This window comes from Leptolyngbya sp. FACHB-261, from assembly GCF_014696065.1.
In the GTDB taxonomy this organism is placed as follows: Bacteria; Cyanobacteriota; Cyanobacteriia; order FACHB-261; family FACHB-261; genus FACHB-261.
This window is the reverse complement of record NZ_JACJPL010000029.1, coordinates 56953-75734: the sequence shown is the minus strand read 5'-3', so window position 1 is coordinate 75734 and position 18782 is coordinate 56953. Positions and strand designations below refer to the sequence as shown.

The following is an 18782-nucleotide window of genomic DNA, read 5'->3' as shown; positions in this document are numbered from 1 at the left end:
GGCTTCTGTTGCACCAGAAGTGCCTCAGAAACCAGTTCGGCCTTGAAGACCCTTAGGTCCTCTCCGCCTCACTTTTCTTTTCCTTGACGAGGTTCTTGTGTGCTCGTTGGCTTTCAAACTATTCTGTTGTCTAGGTTCTGTTTGCTGGGGGGGAAGCGGGTTGCGCTTTCCTCACCGCCGCTTTGCTAATCTACCAACCCCTCACCCAATCGCGCAAGGTGTTGCTTCCCCTATAGCAAATGTTCGGTTATCCGTACTTCTCTCGTTGCGCTTAGCTCTAGCCAGAAGCGAGTTTGTGTGCATGTCGGGTTGTCTCTGGCAAGCGGTACTTAGTAGTGCAATGCATGACGTATTCGATGGCTGTAGGTAAGCTCACGCGATGCCCGCTGGAGATGTATAGCGGTTTGGTTCTAGGACGGGTGCGTAGAACGGCTCCAATGGTTTCGTTGCGGTGATATAGAGGTACCCATGCGCCTCGTTGGTCTTCGACCTCTGCATGAGTACCAACTAACCTCGATTTAGCAACACCAATTGAAGGCAGGCCTGTGAGCAACCCTAGATGGCAGGCGATGCCCAAACGGCGAGGGTGAGCTACCCCCTGGCCGTCGCACAGCAGCAGGTCTGGCGTCCTGCGGAGTTGAATAAGAGCATCCAGCACTGCTGGTACCTCACGGAAAGATAGAAATCCTGGTACATAAGGAAAGGTCGTTGGACGGCGGGCAATCGCTTGTTCATGCAACTGCAAATCGGGAAAACTTAGTACTGCTACAGCGGCGCGAGTAACTGAGCCGTTAGCCTCGAAGCCTACATCTACCCCAGCGACATATTGAACAGTTCCGAGTTGATCCTCGGTAATCACCTCACCGCGCAAAGCTTGTTGGATAGGCAAAGCTTGTTCAACGGTGAGTGGCCAGTCGTGTCGATCAATGATGTTCATGGAGCATTGGTAGCGCTACAACCTCAGCCTCTAAAAGCTGCTCATTTGAGTTCACTACTACTTGATCACCTGGTTGAACCCTCTCCCAACGAGCCCTAAGCAAGGCTAGACCAGGTGCGGTGGTGGTCAGTGTTCCGACAGTGGTGTCGCCTTTGCGAGCTTTGCTCCCAGGAATAGCTGTTCCCTCAACTCTCAGTCCAAAAAGCTGATGGGGTGGGTGGGTGACATAGGTCATGTTAGAGATGACCTCTTGACCGGTGTAGCAGCCTTTGTGGTGGTCGAAGGCTTGATCCAAGCGTAGACCCGTTGGAACTACTGAATCATCTAATTCCGAGCTCCAATCCGGTAAGCCTCGCTGAATCCGGAACGTTGCATAGTCGACGTCAGTGAGAGGCTGGAGGCCCGCTTCTTGCAAAGCTGTCTCTACTGCATCTCGTGCGTTGGAAGGTACCCAAAGCTGAAGGCGCTCTGTCGTTAAGGCCCCTACTCGCACTTGTACACCGCCGAATGACTGCTGCTCCTGCTGACCTGGCTTCAGGGAGAAAAGTGTGGCGGCTTCAGGGCTAAGGATGACGAGAACTAGGGTGTTAGCATCTTGCTCGAAACTGATATCTTCGGTGAAAACCAGTCGGTCCAGGCTGCTGTGGAGTGTCTCGCTACAGTTGGTAGGCGTGACCAGGGCAAAGCTGTTGTCGAGAGCGTAAACCTGAAAGTAGGCGACTAGCTTGCCATTGGCTCTGAGTAGCGTTCCTGGAACAACCTGTCCGGCTTGCAGTTTGAAAATGTTGCATGACAGCAAGCGATGTAAAAAATCGCGGGCATCCTTGCCACTGACCTGCAGAATTGACTGGTTGTCTTGAATGTAGCCGTTCATGCTGTTCCCGTGCTTGTGCTGACCTAGCTGTGTTTTACCTTGGATCGGGTTCTGGCTGATTAGCTAGGAGATAGGACTAGGGAGTAAGACTTAGCCCTATCCACGCTTGATAGACTAAAGAAAACCTTTTCAGTCCTAAATTCGGTAGGAAAGCCCTCCATGACTCAGGCTACACAGGCGCGTGGCATCCAAATGACCGATACGGCCCTACAGCAAATTCTCGGCTTACGTGAAAAGCAAGGGCGGGATCTATGTCTGCGTATGGGCGTTAAAGGTGGAGGTTGCTCTGGGCTGTCCTACACGATGACCTTTGAGGAGCCAGGCAACACCACCGAACGGGATGAAATTTATGACTACGATGGCTTTCAGGTTGTCTGCGACAAGAAAAGCTTGCTTTATCTCTATGGCATGACTTTGGATTACAGCGACGCCATGCTTGGAGGCGGCTTTAAATTTATTAATCCCAATGCTGCGCATGCTTGTAGTTGTGGGCAATCCTTCTCTGCTTAAGTTGAGCTAGCGGTTTATACCTATTAAAACTTGCTGCTCTTTTGATTTGACGAAATGCCAGTTCTGCTATTCTGAGGACTGGCATTTTTGTGCCGTAGTGAACTCAGTTTAAATACTCATGACTCAGCAGACTGACGCTCAAGCTCCAGAACAAAGCCAAGAACAGATTTTTGACGCTGCTCTAGAGCAATACAAATCTGGTACTCCTGCTAAAGACTTAATCCCGACCTTTAAAGCCCTCTGCGATCACGATGCTAGCAACAGTGCAGCTTGGACCTGCCTAGCTTGGTTGTACTTATTGGATGACAAAGCAGAACCCGCTTATAAAGCGGCTGTTCGCTCGGTCAAGCTCAACCGAACTGCTGTGCAATCTCGGGTTAATTTAGCGTTAGCGATGTTAGAAACATCACGTAAGGGAGTGCGTGAGCACGTTGAGGTAGCGCAACAAGCGGTTCGTATGGTGCCTGAGTTAGCTGAGGAAGTTATTGAGAATCTTGAAGAGGGTTTACGCCGTCGCCCTAATTGGAAGGCGGCTTTGCGGATTAAGAGCTGGCTCTTTGACAAAGAAAGCTAAGCCCTAAGATAGAGGTGTTGTTAAATCTTTACGGCCAACCCTGTTGCTTTACAGAACTCAATCTAGGCTCAACTAAGCTTAATGAGCGTCTTGGAAAAGCAATGATAGTCTTGGAAAACATAGACCACTCGCCAAAATATATAGTCCAATAAGGAGCCGGTTCCCATGATCGCAGACAACGTCCGCGTCAAGCCCGACACCCGCAACCATAAGGGATACTTCGTATTAGAAGCGCCCTACATGCTGATGGATGTTGATCAGAATGGCTGGGCCTTAATTTGTTTAGATGATTCTGTTTGCCACTACGTTGATCCTGATGATCTGAGATTGCCTAAGGGAGCGAAGGACGCGCTTGAGAAAGCTGCGGCGGCCCAAGTGCAAGCCTGAGTTTCTCGTTCGAGACTGAGCATTCCTGTGGCGCGGCTTTAAGTCGGCCACAATTTTTTTGTCTTTATTCCTAGAAATTAACCTCAGGTGGCATGGAGCAGCTTCGTGTCCGCTTGGAGCACTTAAGCCGCAGTTACGGTAGTTATCGAACGCTTAAAGGCTGTTATTACTTCCCAGGCTTTGAGTTAGTAGTCACCCGAGTGCAGTCAGATCCATTTGCACCGCCTAGTTGGATTCGGCTGGAGAGTGAGTTGCCGTCAAGCTGGCCTCAGCGTTGGTTAGTGACAGCTGATCGACGGCGAGCCCTATGTGATTTTCTAAGCCGCCAACTGGTTCAGGCTTGTGCTCAGTCGGTATTAGGTAACAGAGGCTCTGGTAACTCCGGACATATCAGCACGGTTAAGCCTGGTCAAGCTGTATTAGAGCGTACAGCTGTAACTTTGGCTGACCAACGGCTGCAATTGCGCTTATGGCTGGGTTTACCCGCTCGGGGACGGGTGCCATTGCCAGATCAAGCTACCGAGATGTTTTTTGAGGAGTTGCCGCGAATTTTCAGCAGCACTCTGGAAGTGGATAGGGCTGCCTTAGAAGCTCACCTGCAAAGTGTTGAAACTGCTTGTGCCTTACGCTCACAGTTGAGGGCACATAAGCTGGTAGCTTTTATTGCCGATGGGTCGATTTTGCCCCGTGAGAGCGGTGTAAGTGATCAACCCTTAGGGGGTGCGATTCCTTGCCAGAGTCCATTGGCCTTACGCGTCAGTCTGGAAACTTCGCAAGGACCGATTACCGGTTTAGGCATCTCTGAAGGACTAACTCTGATTGTGGGTGGTGGCTATCACGGCAAGTCGACCCTGCTGCGAGCAATCCAAAGCGGGGTTGTCGATCATATCCCTGGTGATGGCCGAGAGCGGGTGGTAACTCGTAGGGATGCCTGCAAGGTCCGGGCTGAGGACGGAAGAGCGGTGTACCGAGTTGATCTCTCCGCCTTCATCGATCAGCTGCCAGATGGGACTGTAACCACTAATTTCACGACAGCTAACGCTTCTGGTGCCACTAGTCAGGCTGCTTCGATTCAAGAGGCTTTGGAGTTAGGAGTGGGTCTGCTGCTATTCGATGAGGATACAAGTGCGGCTAACCTAATGTCGCGTGATGCGGTTATGCGCGCGCTAGTCCCTACTAACTGCGAACCAATCACTCCACTCAGCGAGCGGGTCGATAGTTTAGTCAGCCAGCTAGGCGTCAGTTTAATTCTGGTGGCGGGTAGTTCCTCTGCCTTTCTACCCCTAGCAAACCGAGTGATCGGCATGCAAGCCTACCAACCCAGTGACCTGACTCAAGCTGCCCGCCAGCTGTTGGTGCCCCTGCCTGCTCATGGCTCTGTTCCGGTTTGGGCTGCTCCCGGACAAGCTGTTGTTCAACGAACGCTACCTCTCGATTGGCTCAGCCGTCACAGTCGTGGTGAAGGGCTACAAGTTAAAGTGGCTGCTCCTAACCGCCTACGAGTGGGTTCAACAGAGCTAGATCTGTCTGCTTTAGAGCAATTGAGCGAATCAGGGCAACTCGCTGCCCTAGCGTCTCTGCTGGAATGGCTAGCACCTCGCCTAGGTCCACCTCTACGGCAGCTAATGGGCGAACTGGACCAATCCTTAGATGTGGTTGGCTTAGTGAACTTGCTAGCAAGCAACCATCCAGGACTAGCAAGACGCCGACTACTAGAATTGGGTGCAGCCTTAAACCGACTACATTTACCGTCAGGACTGAAAGGTCGCCATAAAATAGAGACAGACCCCACTGTCATCTTCCATGCGCGATCTGGTCATTGAGTGGCTGCGTGAGAACGTTCCACCACCCCGTCTGGCTCACATTCTAGGCGTTGAGCAAACAGCCCGGGAGTTAGCCGAGCTGCACCACCTGGATGCTGAACGGGCCGCTTGGGCAGGTTTACTGCACGACTTAGCAAAGTACTTCAAAGCGGAGCGCTTGCTGACGATGGCCCGAGCAGAAGGGTTGCTTCTCGACCCGGTAGAGATTGCCAACCCACACCTTCTACATGCAGAAGCAAGTGCACTTGTGGCCCGTGATCAGTTTGGTGTGCATGACCCAGAGGTTTTGGAGGCAGTGCGCTGCCACACTTTGGGTAGGCCGGGTATGAGCCCACTTGCCTGCGTGGTTTACCTAGCTGATGCAATTGAGCCAGGCCGAGGTAACTCGCCAGAGCTAGATCAGTTGCGTCGGCTGAGCCAAAGCGATTTGTATGCGGCTATTGGTCTCGCCTGTGATCAAACCCTGGAATTCCTGATTGCTAAAAGTCGGCTTATCCACCCGCGGGTAATCAGTGTGCGGAATTGGGCACTCCAGACTGCCCAAGTAGAGCGCAAGCCCATCCTGAGGGCACAGTCGCTTTAGAACACCTTGAATCAACCACCTTGAATTCCTTCTGAATAACCCATTGAAAACAAACTACGGAGAAATTCTCTTGACTCAAAACAACCTGCACACCCAAGAAGCCTACACTGCTCTGCAAATCTCTCCCGATGACCACAGCTATCAGTTAGCGATGACGATCGCTGAAGCTGCTGATGACCGCAAAGGCGGTGATGTTGTGCTGTTGCGGGTGGGTGAAGTTTCAGTGCTGGCAGATTACTTTGTGCTGGTAACGGGCTTTTCCAAAACCCAGGTCAGAGCTATTGCTGGCAGCATTGAGGATAAAGTGCTGGAGCAGTGGCAACGCCGTCCCGTACGTCTTGAAGGACAGAGTGAAGGTACCTGGCTGCTGCAAGACTACGGCGAAGTGATTGTGCACATTATGATGCCGCAGGAACGGGAGTTCTACGACCTTGAGGCATTCTGGGGACATGCGCCTCGCTTAGTGTTCTCCTCTAGTGTGTGAAGATATTTCTGCAACCTGAGAAGAGAACTAACAAGAGGCATAGCTATGCAGATAGGAGATCGCGTTCGCGTTAAAACTTCTGTCATCGTTTACCACCACCCGGACCACCGCAATGAAGCGTTCGACCTTCAGGGTTCGGAAGGGGAGATTACGGGTCATATCAACACTTGGCAGGGCCGACCGATCAGCCCTAACTACCCGTTCCAGGTGAAGTTCGGCAGCAAATTTCGGGCTCACTTGCGGGTAGATGAGCTAGAGTCTGCGGAGACAGCATCAACGGAGGCTGTCTCCGGAGAAGTGATCGCTCGCTAACCTAACTCTGCGCTCACCACGGCTGACAGGTACTCGCTCCAATGCTGGGTGAGCGTTTCAGTTGCCGCTTCAACCATCACGCGGACAAGCGGCTCGGTGCCAGAAGCCCGAACTAAGATGCGTCCCTGATCGCCTAGGTCAGACTCCGCTTGTGCAATCGCAGCCTGAAGCCGATCGTTGTTTGCCCAAGTCATTCTGGTGTGCCGGTCCTCAACCCGTACATTGCGCAGAATCTGTGGGTAGGGCTGGAAACTAGCGTCAACTAATTCGGCTAGTGAGACACCAGCTTGCTGAACCAGTGCTGCTAGATGCACAGCCGTAAGCAGACCATCCCCACTGACGCCGTAGTGGAAGCACAGCACGTGGCCTGACTGTTCCCCACCCAGCATTGCCCCGCGTTGCACCATTTCTGCGAAGACGTGTTGGTCGCCAACTGGGGTCCGCACAAACTCTCCACCCAAGCGTTGCCAGGCTCGCTCAAAGCCTAGGTTCGCCATGACCGTCGCTACGATCGTGTCGTTGGGCAACTGCTGCAAGGCTTGCAGGTGTTGACCCCAGAGGTACAGGATGTAGTCACCATCAACGGCTCGTCCTTGGCAATCAACCGCCAGAACTCGGTCTGCGTCGCCATCGAAGGCGAAGCCAAGGTCTGCCCCTTGAGCGACTACTGCCTGCTGCAAGGCTTGGAGGTGAGTAGATCCACAATCCAAGTTGATGCGAGTGCCATCAGGTTCAGCATTCAGGCAAATTACCTCCGCTCCCAGGCTGCGAAAAATTTGCGGTCCCAAGTGTGCTGCTGCGCCCCACGCCAGATCCAACACAATGCGTAGACCTGACAAACTCGGCGCGGAGGAACTTCCTGGCAGGCTAGTGAGTAAGGCATCGCTGTAACCTTGCAAGAGATCGAGACGATGCTGACAGCGACCCCACGAAACAGCAGAGCGACTGAACAGTTCGCCCCTCAGACCCTGTTCAATTTCCTGTTGCAGATGATTCGAGAGCTTGGTACCATCAGCACCAAAAATTTTGATGCCGTTGTCTCCGGGTGGATTGTGGCTGGCAGAAACCATGATGCCACCAGAGGCCCCAGTGCTTCGACACAAATGTGCAACGGCTGGGGTAGGACACAAGCCTACAAACCAAGTGTCTAACCCAGCAGCTGTAAGACCTGCCGCCAAGGCTGCTGCCAGCATATCCCCAGAAGTTCGTGAGTCTTGGCCAATAATCACAGGTCCCAATGTGTCTGGGCTCTTCCTGTGTAAAACCTGGCCTGTCCAGAAGCCTACCTGAAGAGCTAGGGGGGCAGTCAGCAGGTCACCAACTCGGCCGCGGATACCATCAGTACCAAACAGAGGTATGGTAGCTGGAACTTTCAACGAGTTCGTTTCAGATGCCCCCGCAATTGCAGGCGATAGCGCAACCGGCAGGCTTGCAGGTACAGTACCCAACGGAGGATCTGTACGCCCCTCAGACCACCGGCTCGTTCTGATATCTCGTCGGGATAGCGAATCAACCATGACCATCACTCCACACACATAAGGGAAGATAACATTCTCTTTAGATTTGTAAATCTCACACTAGTTAATAAGCCAAAGCGCTCCTTGGACCAAATTCAAATCCTTTTAGACCAGTACTGTTGCGAATTTGGATCAGCAACGGCATCACCTCCAATGTGGAAATCATGAGGCTGCTTCAACCTGAAACCCTAACTTCTCCCCAGGAATCAACACGAATTACAGGACGAGGTTCTCAGGCCTGGTTGCTGCTCGGCAGTTCAGCTGCGCTACTGCTAGCAATCTTGGGAGGACGTTTAGCCTACCTACAGTTGGCGCAAGGCGACCAAAATCGCCAGCTTGCGGAAGACAATCGAATTCGCTTAGTCCCCCAACCTCCGGAGCGAGGTCGGATTCTTGACCGCAAAGGGCGTTTACTGGCAGGTAGTCGTTTGTCGTACTCAGTATTCCTGTGGCCTTTGGCTCAGTCTGAGTCTGCTTGGTCTAGGACTATTCGTCGTCTGGCTCAGATTCTTGACGTACCTGAAAAGGAGATTCAGACTCGGCTAGCGCAGGCAGGTTATAGTTCGCCCTCCCTGGTTCGAGTGGCCCGAGGGGTTAGTCCACAAATCATCACTGCCTTGGCAGAACAGAGCTCAGAGCTGCCAGGGGTCCGTACGGATCCTGAGGCGGTACGCTACTATCCCAACGGCGATATGGCCGCCCATGTTTTGGGCTACACCAGTGAGTTGAGCGATAAGGAACTCAAGCGCCGTGAGTCTGAAGCCTACCGCTTAAGTGATGTGGTGGGTCAAACGGGAGCTGAGGCAGCCTTCGAGTCCTCACTACGTGGTAAGTGGGGCGGTCAGCAGGTTGAAGTTGATGGTGCTGGTCAAGTCCTGCGAATTTTGGGCGAAATTCCTCCGCAAGCAGGCGGTAACGTTCACCTGACCTTAGATGTCAATGTGCAGAAGGCAGCAGAAGCAGCTTTGGGCAATCGCAAGGGGGCAGTAATTGCGATGGACCCTAACAATGGTGCGGTACTGGCGATGGTTAGCCGTCCAGCCTTCGACCCCAATTTATTCTCTACACGCATTACTGACGCGCAATGGCAGCAGTTGCAAAATCAAGATTTTCCCTTTGTCAATCGTGCCTTGCAGGGATACGCTCCAGCCAGTACGTTCAAGATCGTCACAACGGCGGCTGGTATTGAGTCAGGCAAGTTTTCTCCAAGTACGGTCCTAAACACCTTTGCCTACCTTGAAATAGGTGGCATCCAATTCTGGGACCATAACCAGGCTGGTTTTGGCGCGTTGGGTTTTACTGGGGCCCTGGCTCAAAGTAGCGACACTTTCTTCTACCAAGTGGGCCGCAGCATTGGAGAGAAAACGCTAATCGACTGGACTAAGCGCTTTGGTTTTGGCTCGCTCACAGGCATTGAATTAAAAGAAGAAAACCGGGGCTTAGTGCCTGATGAAACCTGGAAGCAACAGCAGATCGGTGAGCCCTGGTATTTGGGCGACACGATCAATATGTCGATTGGCCAGGGCTTTTTGCAGGCAACTCCCCTACAGGTTGCGGTTATGGGGGCAGTCGTTGCTAATGGTGGCTATCGTGTAAAGCCACACCTGCTGCTGGAGCGAGAGCCACAACGCAACTGGCGCACGTCTCTAAATCTGTCAGCCGCCACCCTGAAAGTTTTGCAGCAGGGATTGCACGAGGTGGTTACTGATGGCACAGCTCGGGTAATGAACGCTCCTAACTTGCCTGCTAATGCCGGTAAAACAGGGACTGCGGAGGATCCGCCGCGACGTTCGCACACCTGGTATGTTGGCTATGCACCCCTCGACCAACCCCAAATCCTAGTAGTGGCTTTTGTCGAGAACTCCGGTGGTGGTGGTGGCTCAACAGCGGCCCCGATTGCGCGACAGGTGATGCAGGCCTTTTTCCATCCCAGTCAAGGCAAGGCGAGCAGTGAAGAAGCTGCTCCGGGCAAGGTACATCCAGAGACTAGCGCAAGGGATTAGGGAATGGAAGCTGGCCCAAGATTTGTTGCATTCGGTTGAGCACTGAAGCGGCAATCTGAGAACTTGATTAGTCTTAATAGAGGAGCTTGTTCCTGCTTTTTGCTGGAGGTCCCATGTCTCATCCCAGCCTTTCCAGGTCCAACCGCAGTTTGCTGCGCCTTTATCAGGTTGATTCACCGACGGCGACTCTTCTGTCGGCATTGCTGGTATTAGCAATGACAGGCTTTTTGCTGCTATGGGGGATGCACCTCGCCTAGAGCAGAGCCGGTTGGAGAGCGCAATCTGAGCCTGAATATCCTTCAGGCTCACAGGTATGCTGCTTAGCTTAAAACCTGAATTGTGGCAACTGGGGTCGCATTCTGGCAACCGTCACCCTAAAATAGGGGCGTTTGCACGCCTCTGAATGCACCCATTGAATGCACTATGACAACTGAAATCCAGAGCACTCTGGGCCCAGCCCTTGGTCAGGTTTCTAGCGGTTTGTTTGTTCTGACGGTCCGTAAGGGGACAGAGCAAGCGGCAATGCTAGCTTCCTGGGTGCAGCAAGCTGCTTTTAGCCCACCTGCTGTCACGATTGCCGTGGGTAAAGACCGTCCGTTAGCACAACTGCTAGCAGAAGGTGACGGTCTAGTCGTCAACGTGCTGCCCAAAGGACAGGGCAAACTGGTAGGCCACTTTGCTCGGGGCTTTGACCCTGGAACCAATCCATTCGCAGGCATTGAAGTTGGTGAGACTGCTGGTCAACAGCCCTATCTACAGGAGTCTCTGTCTTACCTGGATTGTGTACTGAAAACCCGTCTGGATGCAGGTGACCACTGGGTACTGCTTGCGGAAGTTCGGGGGGGAGCAAAACTGGGTGAGGGTGAGCCAGCCACCCACACCCGCAAGGATGGTTTCCGTTATTAAGAAGATTGCGCTCAACGCCTGTCATGCAGTTGATTCTGTACAGCAAACCGGGTTGTCATCTGTGCGAGGCACTGGAAGCAAAGCTACGGCAACTGAACGAAGCCAATTCTGGCTTGGCTTTCGACTTAGAGATTCGGGACATCACCCGCAACGCTGACTGGTTTGAGCGTTACCAGTATGAAGTGCCAGTGCTATGTCGCTACGAAGCTACAACTGGCACTGAAGCCGCTCTACCCCGGTTTTCGCCTAGAGCCTCGACTGCAACGGTTGGATCTCAGCTCAAACAGTGGCTGACTTAGCTGGAGGAGTTTTTGCTCCTAACTAAACTGACAACTGGATAAGCTGGACCGACATGTGCATCTCAAGAAGTTGGTTCAGACAGAATCGGTTGGTAATAGCTGGGCTAGTCTGTCTGCTTCTAGTCGGCTTGATCTACAGGCTTTACGCGCATTCCCTGATTGAGGCGATGTATGAGGGTAGAGCAGTTGGCTTCCTTAATCAGCTGTTGACAAGTCGCTCGGTTCACCCCTTACGTTACTACCTCGATTGGGCAGACTCAGTCTATTTAGCAATTAACATTTTTCTGATTTGTTTTGCGCTCAGCTTGCCTTTTGCTGCTCAATTTTTATTTGAACTTCCATCTTTACTAAAACAACAGATTGGAAACCAGCCCGTTCGTAATCTCAAACAGTTTTTCACTAACAACTCGACCACATTGCTTCTCGCTGTAGCTTTGCTGGTCTGCTTTTACAGTCTGTACGTCTGGCTTGGAATTTCGCTGAGCAAGAATTTTCTAACTTCAGATTTCTTTGGAGCCGATGTAGATGAGATGGGGCCTGATTGGACCTCGCTAACTAAACATATCTGCACAAAGGTTCTCATCCTCTGGTATTGCTGTTTGTGGTTCCCTTCGGCTTTCTATTGCGCGTTTTAACTGCCTCGCAAGAATTAGCGGCGGTTTTACTTAATTCTTTTTTCGGTGCGACTGGTGTTGCGCTGGTATTTCTCTTTTTCAAAAACCTCACCCAGAAGTATTTTGAATCGCTGCTCTTGGTCGGTGTATTTGGCATGAGCATCAGCCAACTTGTTTTCGGCTCAATTCCTGAAACCTATGCTTTAACCACTTGCAGCATCATTGCCAGTTACATTCTTCTTCTATTTTGCTTGCAGCAGCAGAGAGTTTATTCCGCCTGTTGGTTGGCTGCGAGGTTATTTTCATTTGGTGTAACGATTACCAATTTTGCCCAAACTGTAATTTGTTCCGTTGTGTTGCTCTTTGCTCTGGTAACAGACAGCAGCCAATTCATCACAGTAGACCTTTCCTTGAGCCAACCTTGGCTGTTATTCTCTAAACTGTTTAAGCATTTTTTGGGAGTCAGCTTTGTCTCGCCTGCGCCCTTCATCAATCGCATCGCTCCAGAGACTGGGCGTTCGATTTTAAGCTTCTTTGCTCAACCTTTAGACTACAAGCTACTAGGATGGGCTGCACTGACGCTTTGGTTGGTGCTCTCTATCCTTGGCCTGCTCAGAAGTCTTCAAGCAAATTGTAGAAGTGCCTTGTTGAGTGCAGCTGCTTTGGCGGTGTTGTTCAACATGAGCTTACACACGGTATTCGGCACTGAAGAGCTATTCCTCTATACCTGCAACTTTACCTTCCCCGTTCTACTGTTAGTCGTCAACCCTTCGCTTTTGAAAAGAGGCTACTTTACGTGGAGTTTGACCCTGCTCATCGTGCTGATGGGCAGCAATAATCTGATTGTCCTGGGACAGATTGCTGCAACCTAAAGATGAGTTACAACGGTTTGGGAACCATACCTAAACGGCTGAGCAATTGCTGATCGTAGTTTCGGTCAGGATTGGGCGTGGTGAGCAAAACTGGACCCGTAAAAATTGAATTGGCTCCAGCTAACAAGCAGAGCGCTTGCAACTCATCACTCATCTGCATTCGTCCTGCTGATAGGCGTACCATCGCTTTGGGAAACAGAATGCGAGTAGTGGCAATAGTGCGCACTAACTCAATGGGATCCACCGGAGGAACGTCTTGAAGTGGTGTTCCTTTGACCGGAACCAAGCAGTTGATTGGAATTGACTCCGGCGCTGGTTCCAGCTCTGCCAGAGCTTCCAGTAAGGACAAGCGATCCTCAACCGATTCGCCTAAACCTAAAATGCCACCGCAACAAACAGAGATGCCCGCTGCACTCACAGCGCGGATCGTATCCAACCGATCTTGATAGGTTCGAGTAGAAATAATTTGACTGTAGTAGTCGGGTGAAGTGTCGAGATTGTGGTTGTAAGCAGTTAAACCAGCTGTTTTAAGTTGCTCCGCCTGATGTGGCTTGAGCATGCCGAGCGTGCAACAGACTTCCATGTCTAGATCGGCAACCTGGCGCACCATCTCTAGCACCCGCTCAAATAAGGGGCCGTCCTTGACTTCTCGCCAGGCTGCCCCCATGCAGAACCGCGTGGACCCAGCCGCTTTGGCAGCCCTAGCCTCAGCTAAAACTGCCTCAACATCCATAAGGGCCTGTGGTGCTAACTCAGTCTTGTTGTGGACACTCTGAGAACAGTAAGCACAGTCCTCTGGGCAAAGGCCGGTCTTAATACTGCTGAGTGTGCACAGTTGCACTGCATGTGGATCATGATGCTCACGGTGGACACGTTGGGCTTCAAACAGCAGATCTGGCAGGGGTTGCTGGTAGATCTGGGTAATGCGATTGATCGTTGAAAACATGGCATTCATCCTACTGTGGCAATGGCCCTAACCTAAGGCTGTTGCGGTTTATTTAAGGCCAATAGCCGTGTCTACTTTGCTTGAGTCATTGGTTGAATCAAGGGATGTTGCCTGCTCTGCCTCAAGGTCAGAGGTAGGACGGCTAAACCACCTAAAATAGGTAGAAACCCAAAATTCCTTCCAGGGAAACAGCAAATACGTTAATGGATTGACGGTCACAATAATATTACGTACGTCGCGCTTGGCTAGAGCAACAATTTGACGGGCAACCCACCCACCAGACATCACGCCATAGGGATTCAAGTTGCTCTTGAAGGGTCCCAAAATGAGCTTGCGAATTACACAGGGTGAATCCAAACGCCGTAGAGTAACCAGATCACCAATTGCCCGCTTTGAAAGTTCGTACAAAGGACTTAGCGCTGGGCTCACCTCGGCTTCTGAAGTATTAATCCAAACTTCTTTAAGGGCAACGTCAGTGGAGGTGCGAACCGTTTTTAGAAACAACTCCAGCAGACGCCAGGTTGAAAAGGTATTGACCTCGTAGGACTTCTGAATAGCGGTCGCGCTTCGCTCACCAAGTACGTTAATGCCATGGTTGAGAATCAGAATGTCAACCTTTTCTAGCCGTGTCGCCAGAGCTTCTTCTTGGCCCACTTGCCAAGTAATAGTCTCTACAGACTGCTCTGCACCATTAACTTGAATTGTGATTGGTTGAGCCTGAGACGACAAAGCAAGAACACGAGCCCCTTCCTGCCGTAACTGCTGTAACAGAGCCTTCCCCAGCGTCCCGGAAGCCCCAGTAACAGCAATGGTTTTCCCCTTGAGCGTTAGACCGGTTCCCATCAGCTTATCCACAAAGGTGAAGGTGCCGCAGAAATAGGCGTTGCCATCGTCAAAATGATGCCGCCAGTGATAGGGACGATTCACGACCCAGCAGGAAGGAGGCTTGAGGAACGGACCTGATTTGTGCGTCAGATCAGTTTCTAACGCCCAACCTACGCCTCGCGCCATACCGCTAACTAGAAATGCTACCGAGTAAAGAACTCCCAGCAATAGAGCGGCCTGGCCATTCGGGGCCCAGAATGAACTACTCCACCACACCAAAGCGGTCACAGTCAGCATAACCAGCGATTCCGGCACGTCGTGCCGCCACTGTGCTTGCCGATACACCATTGGGTCAATCACGGTCAAATCGCGCCGATAAACCCGGTGATGCCAGCCGTGCCAACGCATCAGAACTGGATTGAGATGAGCGATCAGATGATACAAATCGCGGGTGATTTCTGCACCCAAAACAGAGCCAAACGCCCAAATGATTGACCAAATCATGGGCGTCCACGTAACCATTGGTTGCATTACTTATTGCCGTAGTAGAAGGCGACTTCCTTTTCCTTCAGGGGTGCGAAATCAGCGTCTGTCAGCATCTGATTGAGTTTCTCTTGGGGAATGTGCTTAGCTCCAATCCGCACGATTCGAGAGCGCATCGTGTTAGAGACACCACTGCGCTGACGCCCAGCCTCTAACGCCATGACTTCACGATAAAGGTCGAGTTTAGCGGGGGGAATCGGTGAGCCGTCAAAATCAATTCCCTTGGCAATTGCGACATCAATGGCATCAGCGCCAGTCGTAGATTGCGGTTCAGGGGCGATTTCAGGGGACATAGCGATGCGCGGAAAAGGTTACGAGCATTGTATCAGCGCTCCTAGTAGGATCAGGCGTAGCACCCCCTGAGTCGATTGCCCCTGTGACTGCCATGAATCCACAACCCGAGATTCTCCGCCTCAAGGATTTGATGCCTGCTTCCGGCCGTATGTACACCCAGTTGATCAGCAAGCCTGAGCAGTCTCTGGTCATAACGAGTTCCGCAGAGCAGAACCTGTGGACTCGGCTAACCCAGCGGGAGAAGCCAGTCACAATCAACTTCGATCTATGGGCGCGCCTGCCTCAACCGCAACGGGATCTGCTATTGCTGCGACAAGTGAGTTGGTTACTGGAGGGCAATTGGTTTAAACCCGACCTCTACCAAGGCTTGACCCTTGCAGGGTTCGTGGGGACGCTCGTCGAAGTAGTGCAGGTGGATGCAGTTGGAACTGTGGTGGGAGGAGCACTAACGGTTTTAGCAGCAGCACAGGTCTGGCGAGCTAACCAAGGCACTGGTCCTCAGCTAGAGGCTGATGAAGCTGCAATTCGGGTAGCGCAACGACGGGGTTATACAGAGGCTGACGCTGCCCGACACTTGCTGGACGGTATTCAAAGCGTTGCTAAGCTCGAAGGTCGCTCAACCCTAGAGTTCTCTGAGTTAATCCGTATCCAAAACCTGCGCGCGCTAGCAGGGCTGTCCCCCGTAGGAGTACCCAAGAAAGAGCGTTCCCGTTGATCGAAAGTGACGTGAGACGTGAACTGCTAAAGTTTACCTAGCTTCTCAATCTTATATGGAACTTATATGGAAAAACGAAGCTTCCTACGAGCTGGTGCGCCTCCTATAAGGGTGTGTTACTAATTTACTCCCTATTGTTTCTATATCGACTCAAGTTGGCCCATACCACATTGACTAAGGTCAGACGAGCCTCACTTGAATAGTGCAAAACCATACTGGACTTCTGCCATTCTGGCAAGATTCATACTAGCCGCTTGGTTCTTTAAGCAGTTCAATTTAACAGAGAAGGGTTATGTGTACCAAGACTAAAGCTGAGGGGACGTTGTCACAGTACTTCCCTCAGCTACGAATATTCAGCTCGAAAACGAAATTGCCAAACTAGTGAGGCCTAATAAACAGACGAAACTGATCGTGTCTAGAAGCGTTGTCAGCAGTGGACCACTCATCAGGGCAGGATCTAAAGACAGCCTTTTCAGAACAATGGGAATACAAGTACCTAGGGTGACTGCAATTAAAACATTGGTGGCCATAACGCCTCCCGTAATTAGGGAGACCCAGCGTAAGTGTTCAGGAGCCCACAACAACGACAACAGACCTAGGCAAGCGCCCAGCACTGCTCCCATACCAATCCCTGCCAAGATTTCCTTGCGAAGAATGCGCAGAGTGTTGCTGAGATTAACTTCACCTACACCTAAGCCCCGCACGGTTACGGTTAAAGCTTGAATGCCGACATTCCCGCTCGTGTTAGATAGGAGTGGCATAATCGCTGCCAATACAGGTAGGGAAGCAATCGTGCCTTGAAATGAGGCTACAGCGCTAGAAGTGCCGACATAGAGGGCGATGCTGCCCAACAGCCAGGGTAGGCGCTTGCAGAAGGTTACAAGGGGAGGTGCAAGAACGGCCTCATCACCACCTCTCACCCCCGCTAACTTTTGAATGTCCTCCGTTGCTTCCTCTTCCAAGATGTCAACGACGTCATCAATAGTGACAATGCCGACCAATCGCTCCTCTCGGTCCACTACCGGTACAGCGATCAGGTCGTAGCGCTGCATCAGATGGGCAACCTCCTCTTGGGGAGTTTCCGTAAAAACTGAAATCACCTGGTTGCAGGCGATCTCTTCTACAAGGGCATCGGGAGCAGCAAACACTAGATCCCGCAACGAAATGACTTGTAGTAATTTACGATTAGCATCCGTGACATAGGCACAGTAGATTGTTTCCTTGTCTCGGTCCGTGTAGCGAATTTTGTCTAAAGCCCGGTCAACAGTCATGCCTTGATATAGGCGCACATACTCTGTGGTCATCACGCGCCCTGCTGTACCTTCTGAGTAACCTAGGATTGTCGCTGTTGCCCGACGTTCACTAGCACTAAGTTGACGCAGTAGCCGCTTAACTACCCCTGCGGGCAATTCATCAAACAGCTCTGCACGATCGTCAGGTCGCATAGACTCAATGAGCTGACAGACCTGTAGATCGTGCAATGCCTCGATCAGTTCTTCCCGAACTTCTGTCGGCAGATATTCAAAAACCTCTGTAGCTCGGCTCTTATCGAGCAACCGAAAAGCAATCGCGCGCCGTTCTGGGGGTAGCCCCTCGATCAGTTCGCTGATATCAACTGGTAGCAAATGGCTCAGTTCAGCCTTTAATGTTGACAGGTCATCAACGGCCGCCAACAAGTTGCGGCGCTCTAGAGTGAGCATGATAGCCTCCTTAATCTCCCCACGCGCTAGGGAGACTAGGGCCTGCCCAGGCTAGAGGAGGGTACTACTGTGTTCAGGACCGGATGGACTACTGTCCAAAGCCGCATATAGAATTCATCATCGGTACTGAAGAAGTACCGCTAGAGACATCGTAGCCTAGGGAGTTCCCAGACTCCAGCCCCCATAGGGGTGATTTGGAACCCGAGCTTAAAGAACAATTTGAGCCCTACTCTAAGTGCTAGGCCTAAAATATTGCCCAGCCATTTCTTTGGTCTTTAAGCGATGATGCCGTCCAAGTTTGAAATCCGAGCCACCTCTGTCGCCATTCAGGGTGATGGGTTGACCATCGATGCTTATCTGGCTCAGCCACAGGTTGACCAAGCCCTACCGGCGATCATTGTGTTTCAGGAGATCTTTGGCGTCAATGACTATATCCGGGACGTTACTCGACGCCTTGCCTGTGAGGGTTATGTTGCCATTGCACCTGCTCTTTATCAGCGCACAGCGCCGGGTTTAGAACTGGGCTACGGAGCTGAAAATATTAAAATTGGACGCAGTTACAAAGACCGCACCACTGCTGAGCAACTGCTGAGCGATACCCGTGCCACGCTGTCTTACCTGCGCAACCTACCTGAAGTTCAACCTGAGGCAATCGGCTGCATTGGTTTCTGCTTTGGTGGACACGTTGCCTACCTCGCCGCCACCTTAGCAGACATCCGGGCAACAGCTTCCTTCTACGGCGCTGGGATTGCCACGATGACTGCTGGGGGCGGTGCTCCCACCGTACAACGAACTCGCGAGATCCAAGGCCGCATTGAGCTGTTTTTGGGTACTCAAGATGCCAGCATCCCGAACGAACACGTAGAGATTGTGGAGCAGGAACTGCAAGCACAGAACATTGATCATTGCCTCCACCTCTACGACGCCGACCATGGCTTCTTTTGCGATCAGCGCAGCAGCTATAACCCTGCGGCTACCCAAGACGCCTGGCAGCGGGTCAAGCGCTTATTCGCATCAACCTTTACACCCGATATCGAGCCGGCTCGTTTCTAGCAGCCTGTTGC

At 51.8% G+C, this 18782-nt stretch carries 21 protein-coding genes; 14 read left to right on the top strand and 7 right to left on the bottom strand.

Features of this window, described 5'->3' with window-relative positions; genetic code table 11:
- Nucleotides 1-277: 277 nt before the first annotated feature.
- Both nfi and ygfZ read right to left on the bottom strand, forming a co-directional pair.
- A complete protein-coding gene (gene nfi, locus H6F94_RS24955) occupies nucleotides 278-937 on the bottom strand; it encodes a deoxyribonuclease V (protein WP_190804989.1) in 660 nt (219 codons plus the stop codon).
- On the bottom strand, nucleotides 924-1811 hold the full coding sequence (gene ygfZ / locus H6F94_RS24950; RefSeq protein WP_190804988.1) for a CAF17-like 4Fe-4S cluster assembly/insertion protein YgfZ: 888 nt from the start codon (nucleotides 1809-1811) through the stop codon (nucleotides 924-926). Before ygfZ ends, nfi begins: the two co-directional genes overlap by 14 nt.
- A 159-nt stretch (nucleotides 1812-1970) precedes the next feature.
- Between ygfZ and H6F94_RS24945 the strand changes: the two genes are divergently transcribed.
- From H6F94_RS24945 to H6F94_RS24915, 7 genes are all read left to right on the top strand, one after another.
- Nucleotides 1971-2321 (top strand): HesB/IscA family protein, encoded by a 351-nt coding sequence (locus H6F94_RS24945; protein WP_190804987.1) that lies wholly within the window; start codon nucleotides 1971-1973, stop codon nucleotides 2319-2321.
- Nucleotides 2322-2439: 118 nt separating this feature from the next.
- Complete coding sequence (locus H6F94_RS24940; RefSeq protein ID WP_190804986.1) at nucleotides 2440-2895, top strand: hypothetical protein; 456 nt, start codon at nucleotides 2440-2442, stop codon at nucleotides 2893-2895.
- 165 nt (nucleotides 2896-3060) lie between these two features.
- On the top strand, nucleotides 3061-3282 hold the full coding sequence (locus H6F94_RS24935; protein ID WP_190804985.1) for a hypothetical protein: 222 nt from the start codon (nucleotides 3061-3063) through the stop codon (nucleotides 3280-3282).
- A gap of 92 nt (nucleotides 3283-3374) precedes the next feature.
- Nucleotides 3375-5105, top strand: a complete 1731-nt coding sequence (locus tag H6F94_RS24930; RefSeq protein WP_190804984.1) for an ABC-ATPase domain-containing protein — start codon at nucleotides 3375-3377, stop codon at nucleotides 5103-5105.
- Complete coding sequence (yqeK, locus tag H6F94_RS24925; RefSeq protein WP_190804983.1) at nucleotides 5086-5688, top strand: bis(5'-nucleosyl)-tetraphosphatase (symmetrical) YqeK; 603 nt, start codon at nucleotides 5086-5088, stop codon at nucleotides 5686-5688. Before H6F94_RS24930 ends, yqeK begins: the two co-directional genes overlap by 20 nt.
- Before the next feature lie 70 nt (nucleotides 5689-5758).
- On the top strand, nucleotides 5759-6172 hold the full coding sequence (gene rsfS, locus H6F94_RS24920) for a ribosome silencing factor (protein WP_396426457.1): 414 nt from the start codon (nucleotides 5759-5761) through the stop codon (nucleotides 6170-6172).
- Nucleotides 6173-6217: 45 nt separating this feature from the next.
- Entirely contained in the window at nucleotides 6218-6484 is a 267-nt protein-coding gene (locus H6F94_RS24915; RefSeq protein ID WP_190804982.1) for a ferredoxin-thioredoxin reductase variable chain, read from the top strand.
- On the opposite strand, the gene glmM is transcribed toward H6F94_RS24915, so the two are convergent.
- Nucleotides 6481-8001 (bottom strand): phosphoglucosamine mutase, encoded by a 1521-nt coding sequence (glmM, locus tag H6F94_RS24910; protein ID WP_190804981.1) that lies wholly within the window; start codon nucleotides 7999-8001, stop codon nucleotides 6481-6483. The genes H6F94_RS24915 and glmM overlap by 4 nt on opposite strands.
- A 164-nt stretch (nucleotides 8002-8165) precedes the next feature.
- On the opposite strand from glmM, the gene mrdA reads away from it, so the two are divergent.
- The 5 genes from mrdA to H6F94_RS24885 all read left to right on the top strand — a co-directional run bounded on the left by mrdA (nucleotide 8166) and on the right by H6F94_RS24885 (nucleotide 12695).
- The gene (gene mrdA / locus H6F94_RS24905) at nucleotides 8166-10004 is read left to right on the top strand and encodes a penicillin-binding protein 2 (protein ID WP_190804980.1); all 1839 of its coding nucleotides are present in this window, start codon (nucleotides 8166-8168) and stop codon (nucleotides 10002-10004) included.
- Between the two features lie 113 nt (nucleotides 10005-10117).
- Nucleotides 10118-10261, top strand: a complete 144-nt coding sequence (locus H6F94_RS24900; protein WP_190804979.1) for a hypothetical protein — start codon at nucleotides 10118-10120, stop codon at nucleotides 10259-10261.
- Between the two features lie 166 nt (nucleotides 10262-10427).
- A complete protein-coding gene (locus H6F94_RS24895) occupies nucleotides 10428-10910 on the top strand; it encodes a flavin reductase family protein (protein ID WP_190804978.1) in 483 nt (160 codons plus the stop codon).
- Between the two features lie 23 nt (nucleotides 10911-10933).
- Nucleotides 10934-11209 (top strand): glutaredoxin family protein, encoded by a 276-nt coding sequence (locus H6F94_RS24890; protein WP_190804977.1) that lies wholly within the window; start codon nucleotides 10934-10936, stop codon nucleotides 11207-11209.
- A gap of 592 nt (nucleotides 11210-11801) precedes the next feature.
- On the top strand, nucleotides 11802-12695 hold the full coding sequence (locus H6F94_RS24885; RefSeq protein WP_190804976.1) for a hypothetical protein: 894 nt from the start codon (nucleotides 11802-11804) through the stop codon (nucleotides 12693-12695).
- A gap of 7 nt (nucleotides 12696-12702) precedes the next feature.
- On the opposite strand, the gene bioB is transcribed toward H6F94_RS24885, so the two are convergent.
- The 3 genes from bioB to H6F94_RS24870 are packed head-to-tail and all read right to left on the bottom strand — an operon-like array spanning nucleotide 12703 to nucleotide 15302.
- The gene (bioB, locus tag H6F94_RS24880) at nucleotides 12703-13641 is read right to left on the bottom strand and encodes a biotin synthase BioB (protein WP_206757719.1); all 939 of its coding nucleotides are present in this window, start codon (nucleotides 13639-13641) and stop codon (nucleotides 12703-12705) included.
- Between the two features lie 48 nt (nucleotides 13642-13689).
- Nucleotides 13690-14970, bottom strand: a complete 1281-nt coding sequence (locus H6F94_RS24875) for a bifunctional sterol desaturase/short chain dehydrogenase (protein WP_242041413.1) — start codon at nucleotides 14968-14970, stop codon at nucleotides 13690-13692.
- 26 nt (nucleotides 14971-14996) lie between these two features.
- Nucleotides 14997-15302: a small RNA NsiR4-regulated ssr1528 family protein gene (locus H6F94_RS24870; RefSeq protein WP_190804973.1), complete on the bottom strand. Its 306-nt coding sequence runs from the start codon at nucleotides 15300-15302 to the stop codon at nucleotides 14997-14999.
- 92 nt (nucleotides 15303-15394) lie between these two features.
- Between H6F94_RS24870 and H6F94_RS24865 the strand changes: the two genes are divergently transcribed.
- Nucleotides 15395-16018, top strand: a complete 624-nt coding sequence (locus H6F94_RS24865; protein ID WP_190804972.1) for a DUF3318 domain-containing protein — start codon at nucleotides 15395-15397, stop codon at nucleotides 16016-16018.
- A gap of 353 nt (nucleotides 16019-16371) precedes the next feature.
- Here H6F94_RS24865 and mgtE read toward each other — a convergent pair whose 3' ends face one another.
- Nucleotides 16372-17718 (bottom strand): magnesium transporter, encoded by a 1347-nt coding sequence (gene mgtE, locus H6F94_RS24860; RefSeq protein ID WP_190804971.1) that lies wholly within the window; start codon nucleotides 17716-17718, stop codon nucleotides 16372-16374.
- Nucleotides 17719-18000: 282 nt separating this feature from the next.
- On the opposite strand from mgtE, the gene H6F94_RS24855 reads away from it, so the two are divergent.
- Nucleotides 18001-18771, top strand: coding sequence for a dienelactone hydrolase family protein (locus H6F94_RS24855; protein ID WP_242041412.1), 771 nt, complete (start codon nucleotides 18001-18003; stop codon nucleotides 18769-18771).
- Nucleotides 18772-18782 lie beyond the last annotated feature (11 nt).

Coding starts and splice junctions, on each gene's coding strand:
- nfi (WP_190804989.1), bottom strand. CDS start 937: ATGAACATCATTGATCGACACGACTGGCCACTCACCGTTGAACAAGCT.
- ygfZ (WP_190804988.1), bottom strand. CDS start 1,811: ATGAACGGCTACATTCAAGACAACCAGTCAATTCTGCAGGTCAGTGGC.
- H6F94_RS24945 (WP_190804987.1), top strand. CDS start 1,971: ATGACTCAGGCTACACAGGCGCGTGGCATCCAAATGACCGATACGGCC.
- H6F94_RS24940 (WP_190804986.1), top strand. CDS start 2,440: ATGACTCAGCAGACTGACGCTCAAGCTCCAGAACAAAGCCAAGAACAG.
- H6F94_RS24935 (WP_190804985.1), top strand. CDS start 3,061: ATGATCGCAGACAACGTCCGCGTCAAGCCCGACACCCGCAACCATAAG.
- H6F94_RS24930 (WP_190804984.1), top strand. CDS start 3,375: ATGGAGCAGCTTCGTGTCCGCTTGGAGCACTTAAGCCGCAGTTACGGT.
- yqeK (WP_190804983.1), top strand. CDS start 5,086: ATGCGCGATCTGGTCATTGAGTGGCTGCGTGAGAACGTTCCACCACCC.
- H6F94_RS24915 (WP_190804982.1), top strand. CDS start 6,218: ATGCAGATAGGAGATCGCGTTCGCGTTAAAACTTCTGTCATCGTTTAC.
- glmM (WP_190804981.1), bottom strand. CDS start 8,001: ATGGTTGATTCGCTATCCCGACGAGATATCAGAACGAGCCGGTGGTCT.
- mrdA (WP_190804980.1), top strand. CDS start 8,166: ATGAGGCTGCTTCAACCTGAAACCCTAACTTCTCCCCAGGAATCAACA.
- H6F94_RS24900 (WP_190804979.1), top strand. CDS start 10,118: ATGTCTCATCCCAGCCTTTCCAGGTCCAACCGCAGTTTGCTGCGCCTT.
- H6F94_RS24895 (WP_190804978.1), top strand. CDS start 10,428: ATGACAACTGAAATCCAGAGCACTCTGGGCCCAGCCCTTGGTCAGGTT.
- H6F94_RS24890 (WP_190804977.1), top strand. CDS start 10,934: ATGCAGTTGATTCTGTACAGCAAACCGGGTTGTCATCTGTGCGAGGCA.
- bioB (WP_206757719.1), bottom strand. CDS start 13,641: ATGTTTTCAACGATCAATCGCATTACCCAGATCTACCAGCAACCCCTG.
- H6F94_RS24875 (WP_242041413.1), bottom strand. CDS start 14,970: ATGATTTGGTCAATCATTTGGGCGTTTGGCTCTGTTTTGGGTGCAGAA.
- H6F94_RS24870 (WP_190804973.1), bottom strand. CDS start 15,302: ATGTCCCCTGAAATCGCCCCTGAACCGCAATCTACGACTGGCGCTGAT.
- H6F94_RS24865 (WP_190804972.1), top strand. CDS start 15,395: ATGAATCCACAACCCGAGATTCTCCGCCTCAAGGATTTGATGCCTGCT.
- mgtE (WP_190804971.1), bottom strand. CDS start 17,718: ATGCTCACTCTAGAGCGCCGCAACTTGTTGGCGGCCGTTGATGACCTG.
- H6F94_RS24855 (WP_242041412.1), top strand. CDS start 18,001: ATGATGCCGTCCAAGTTTGAAATCCGAGCCACCTCTGTCGCCATTCAG.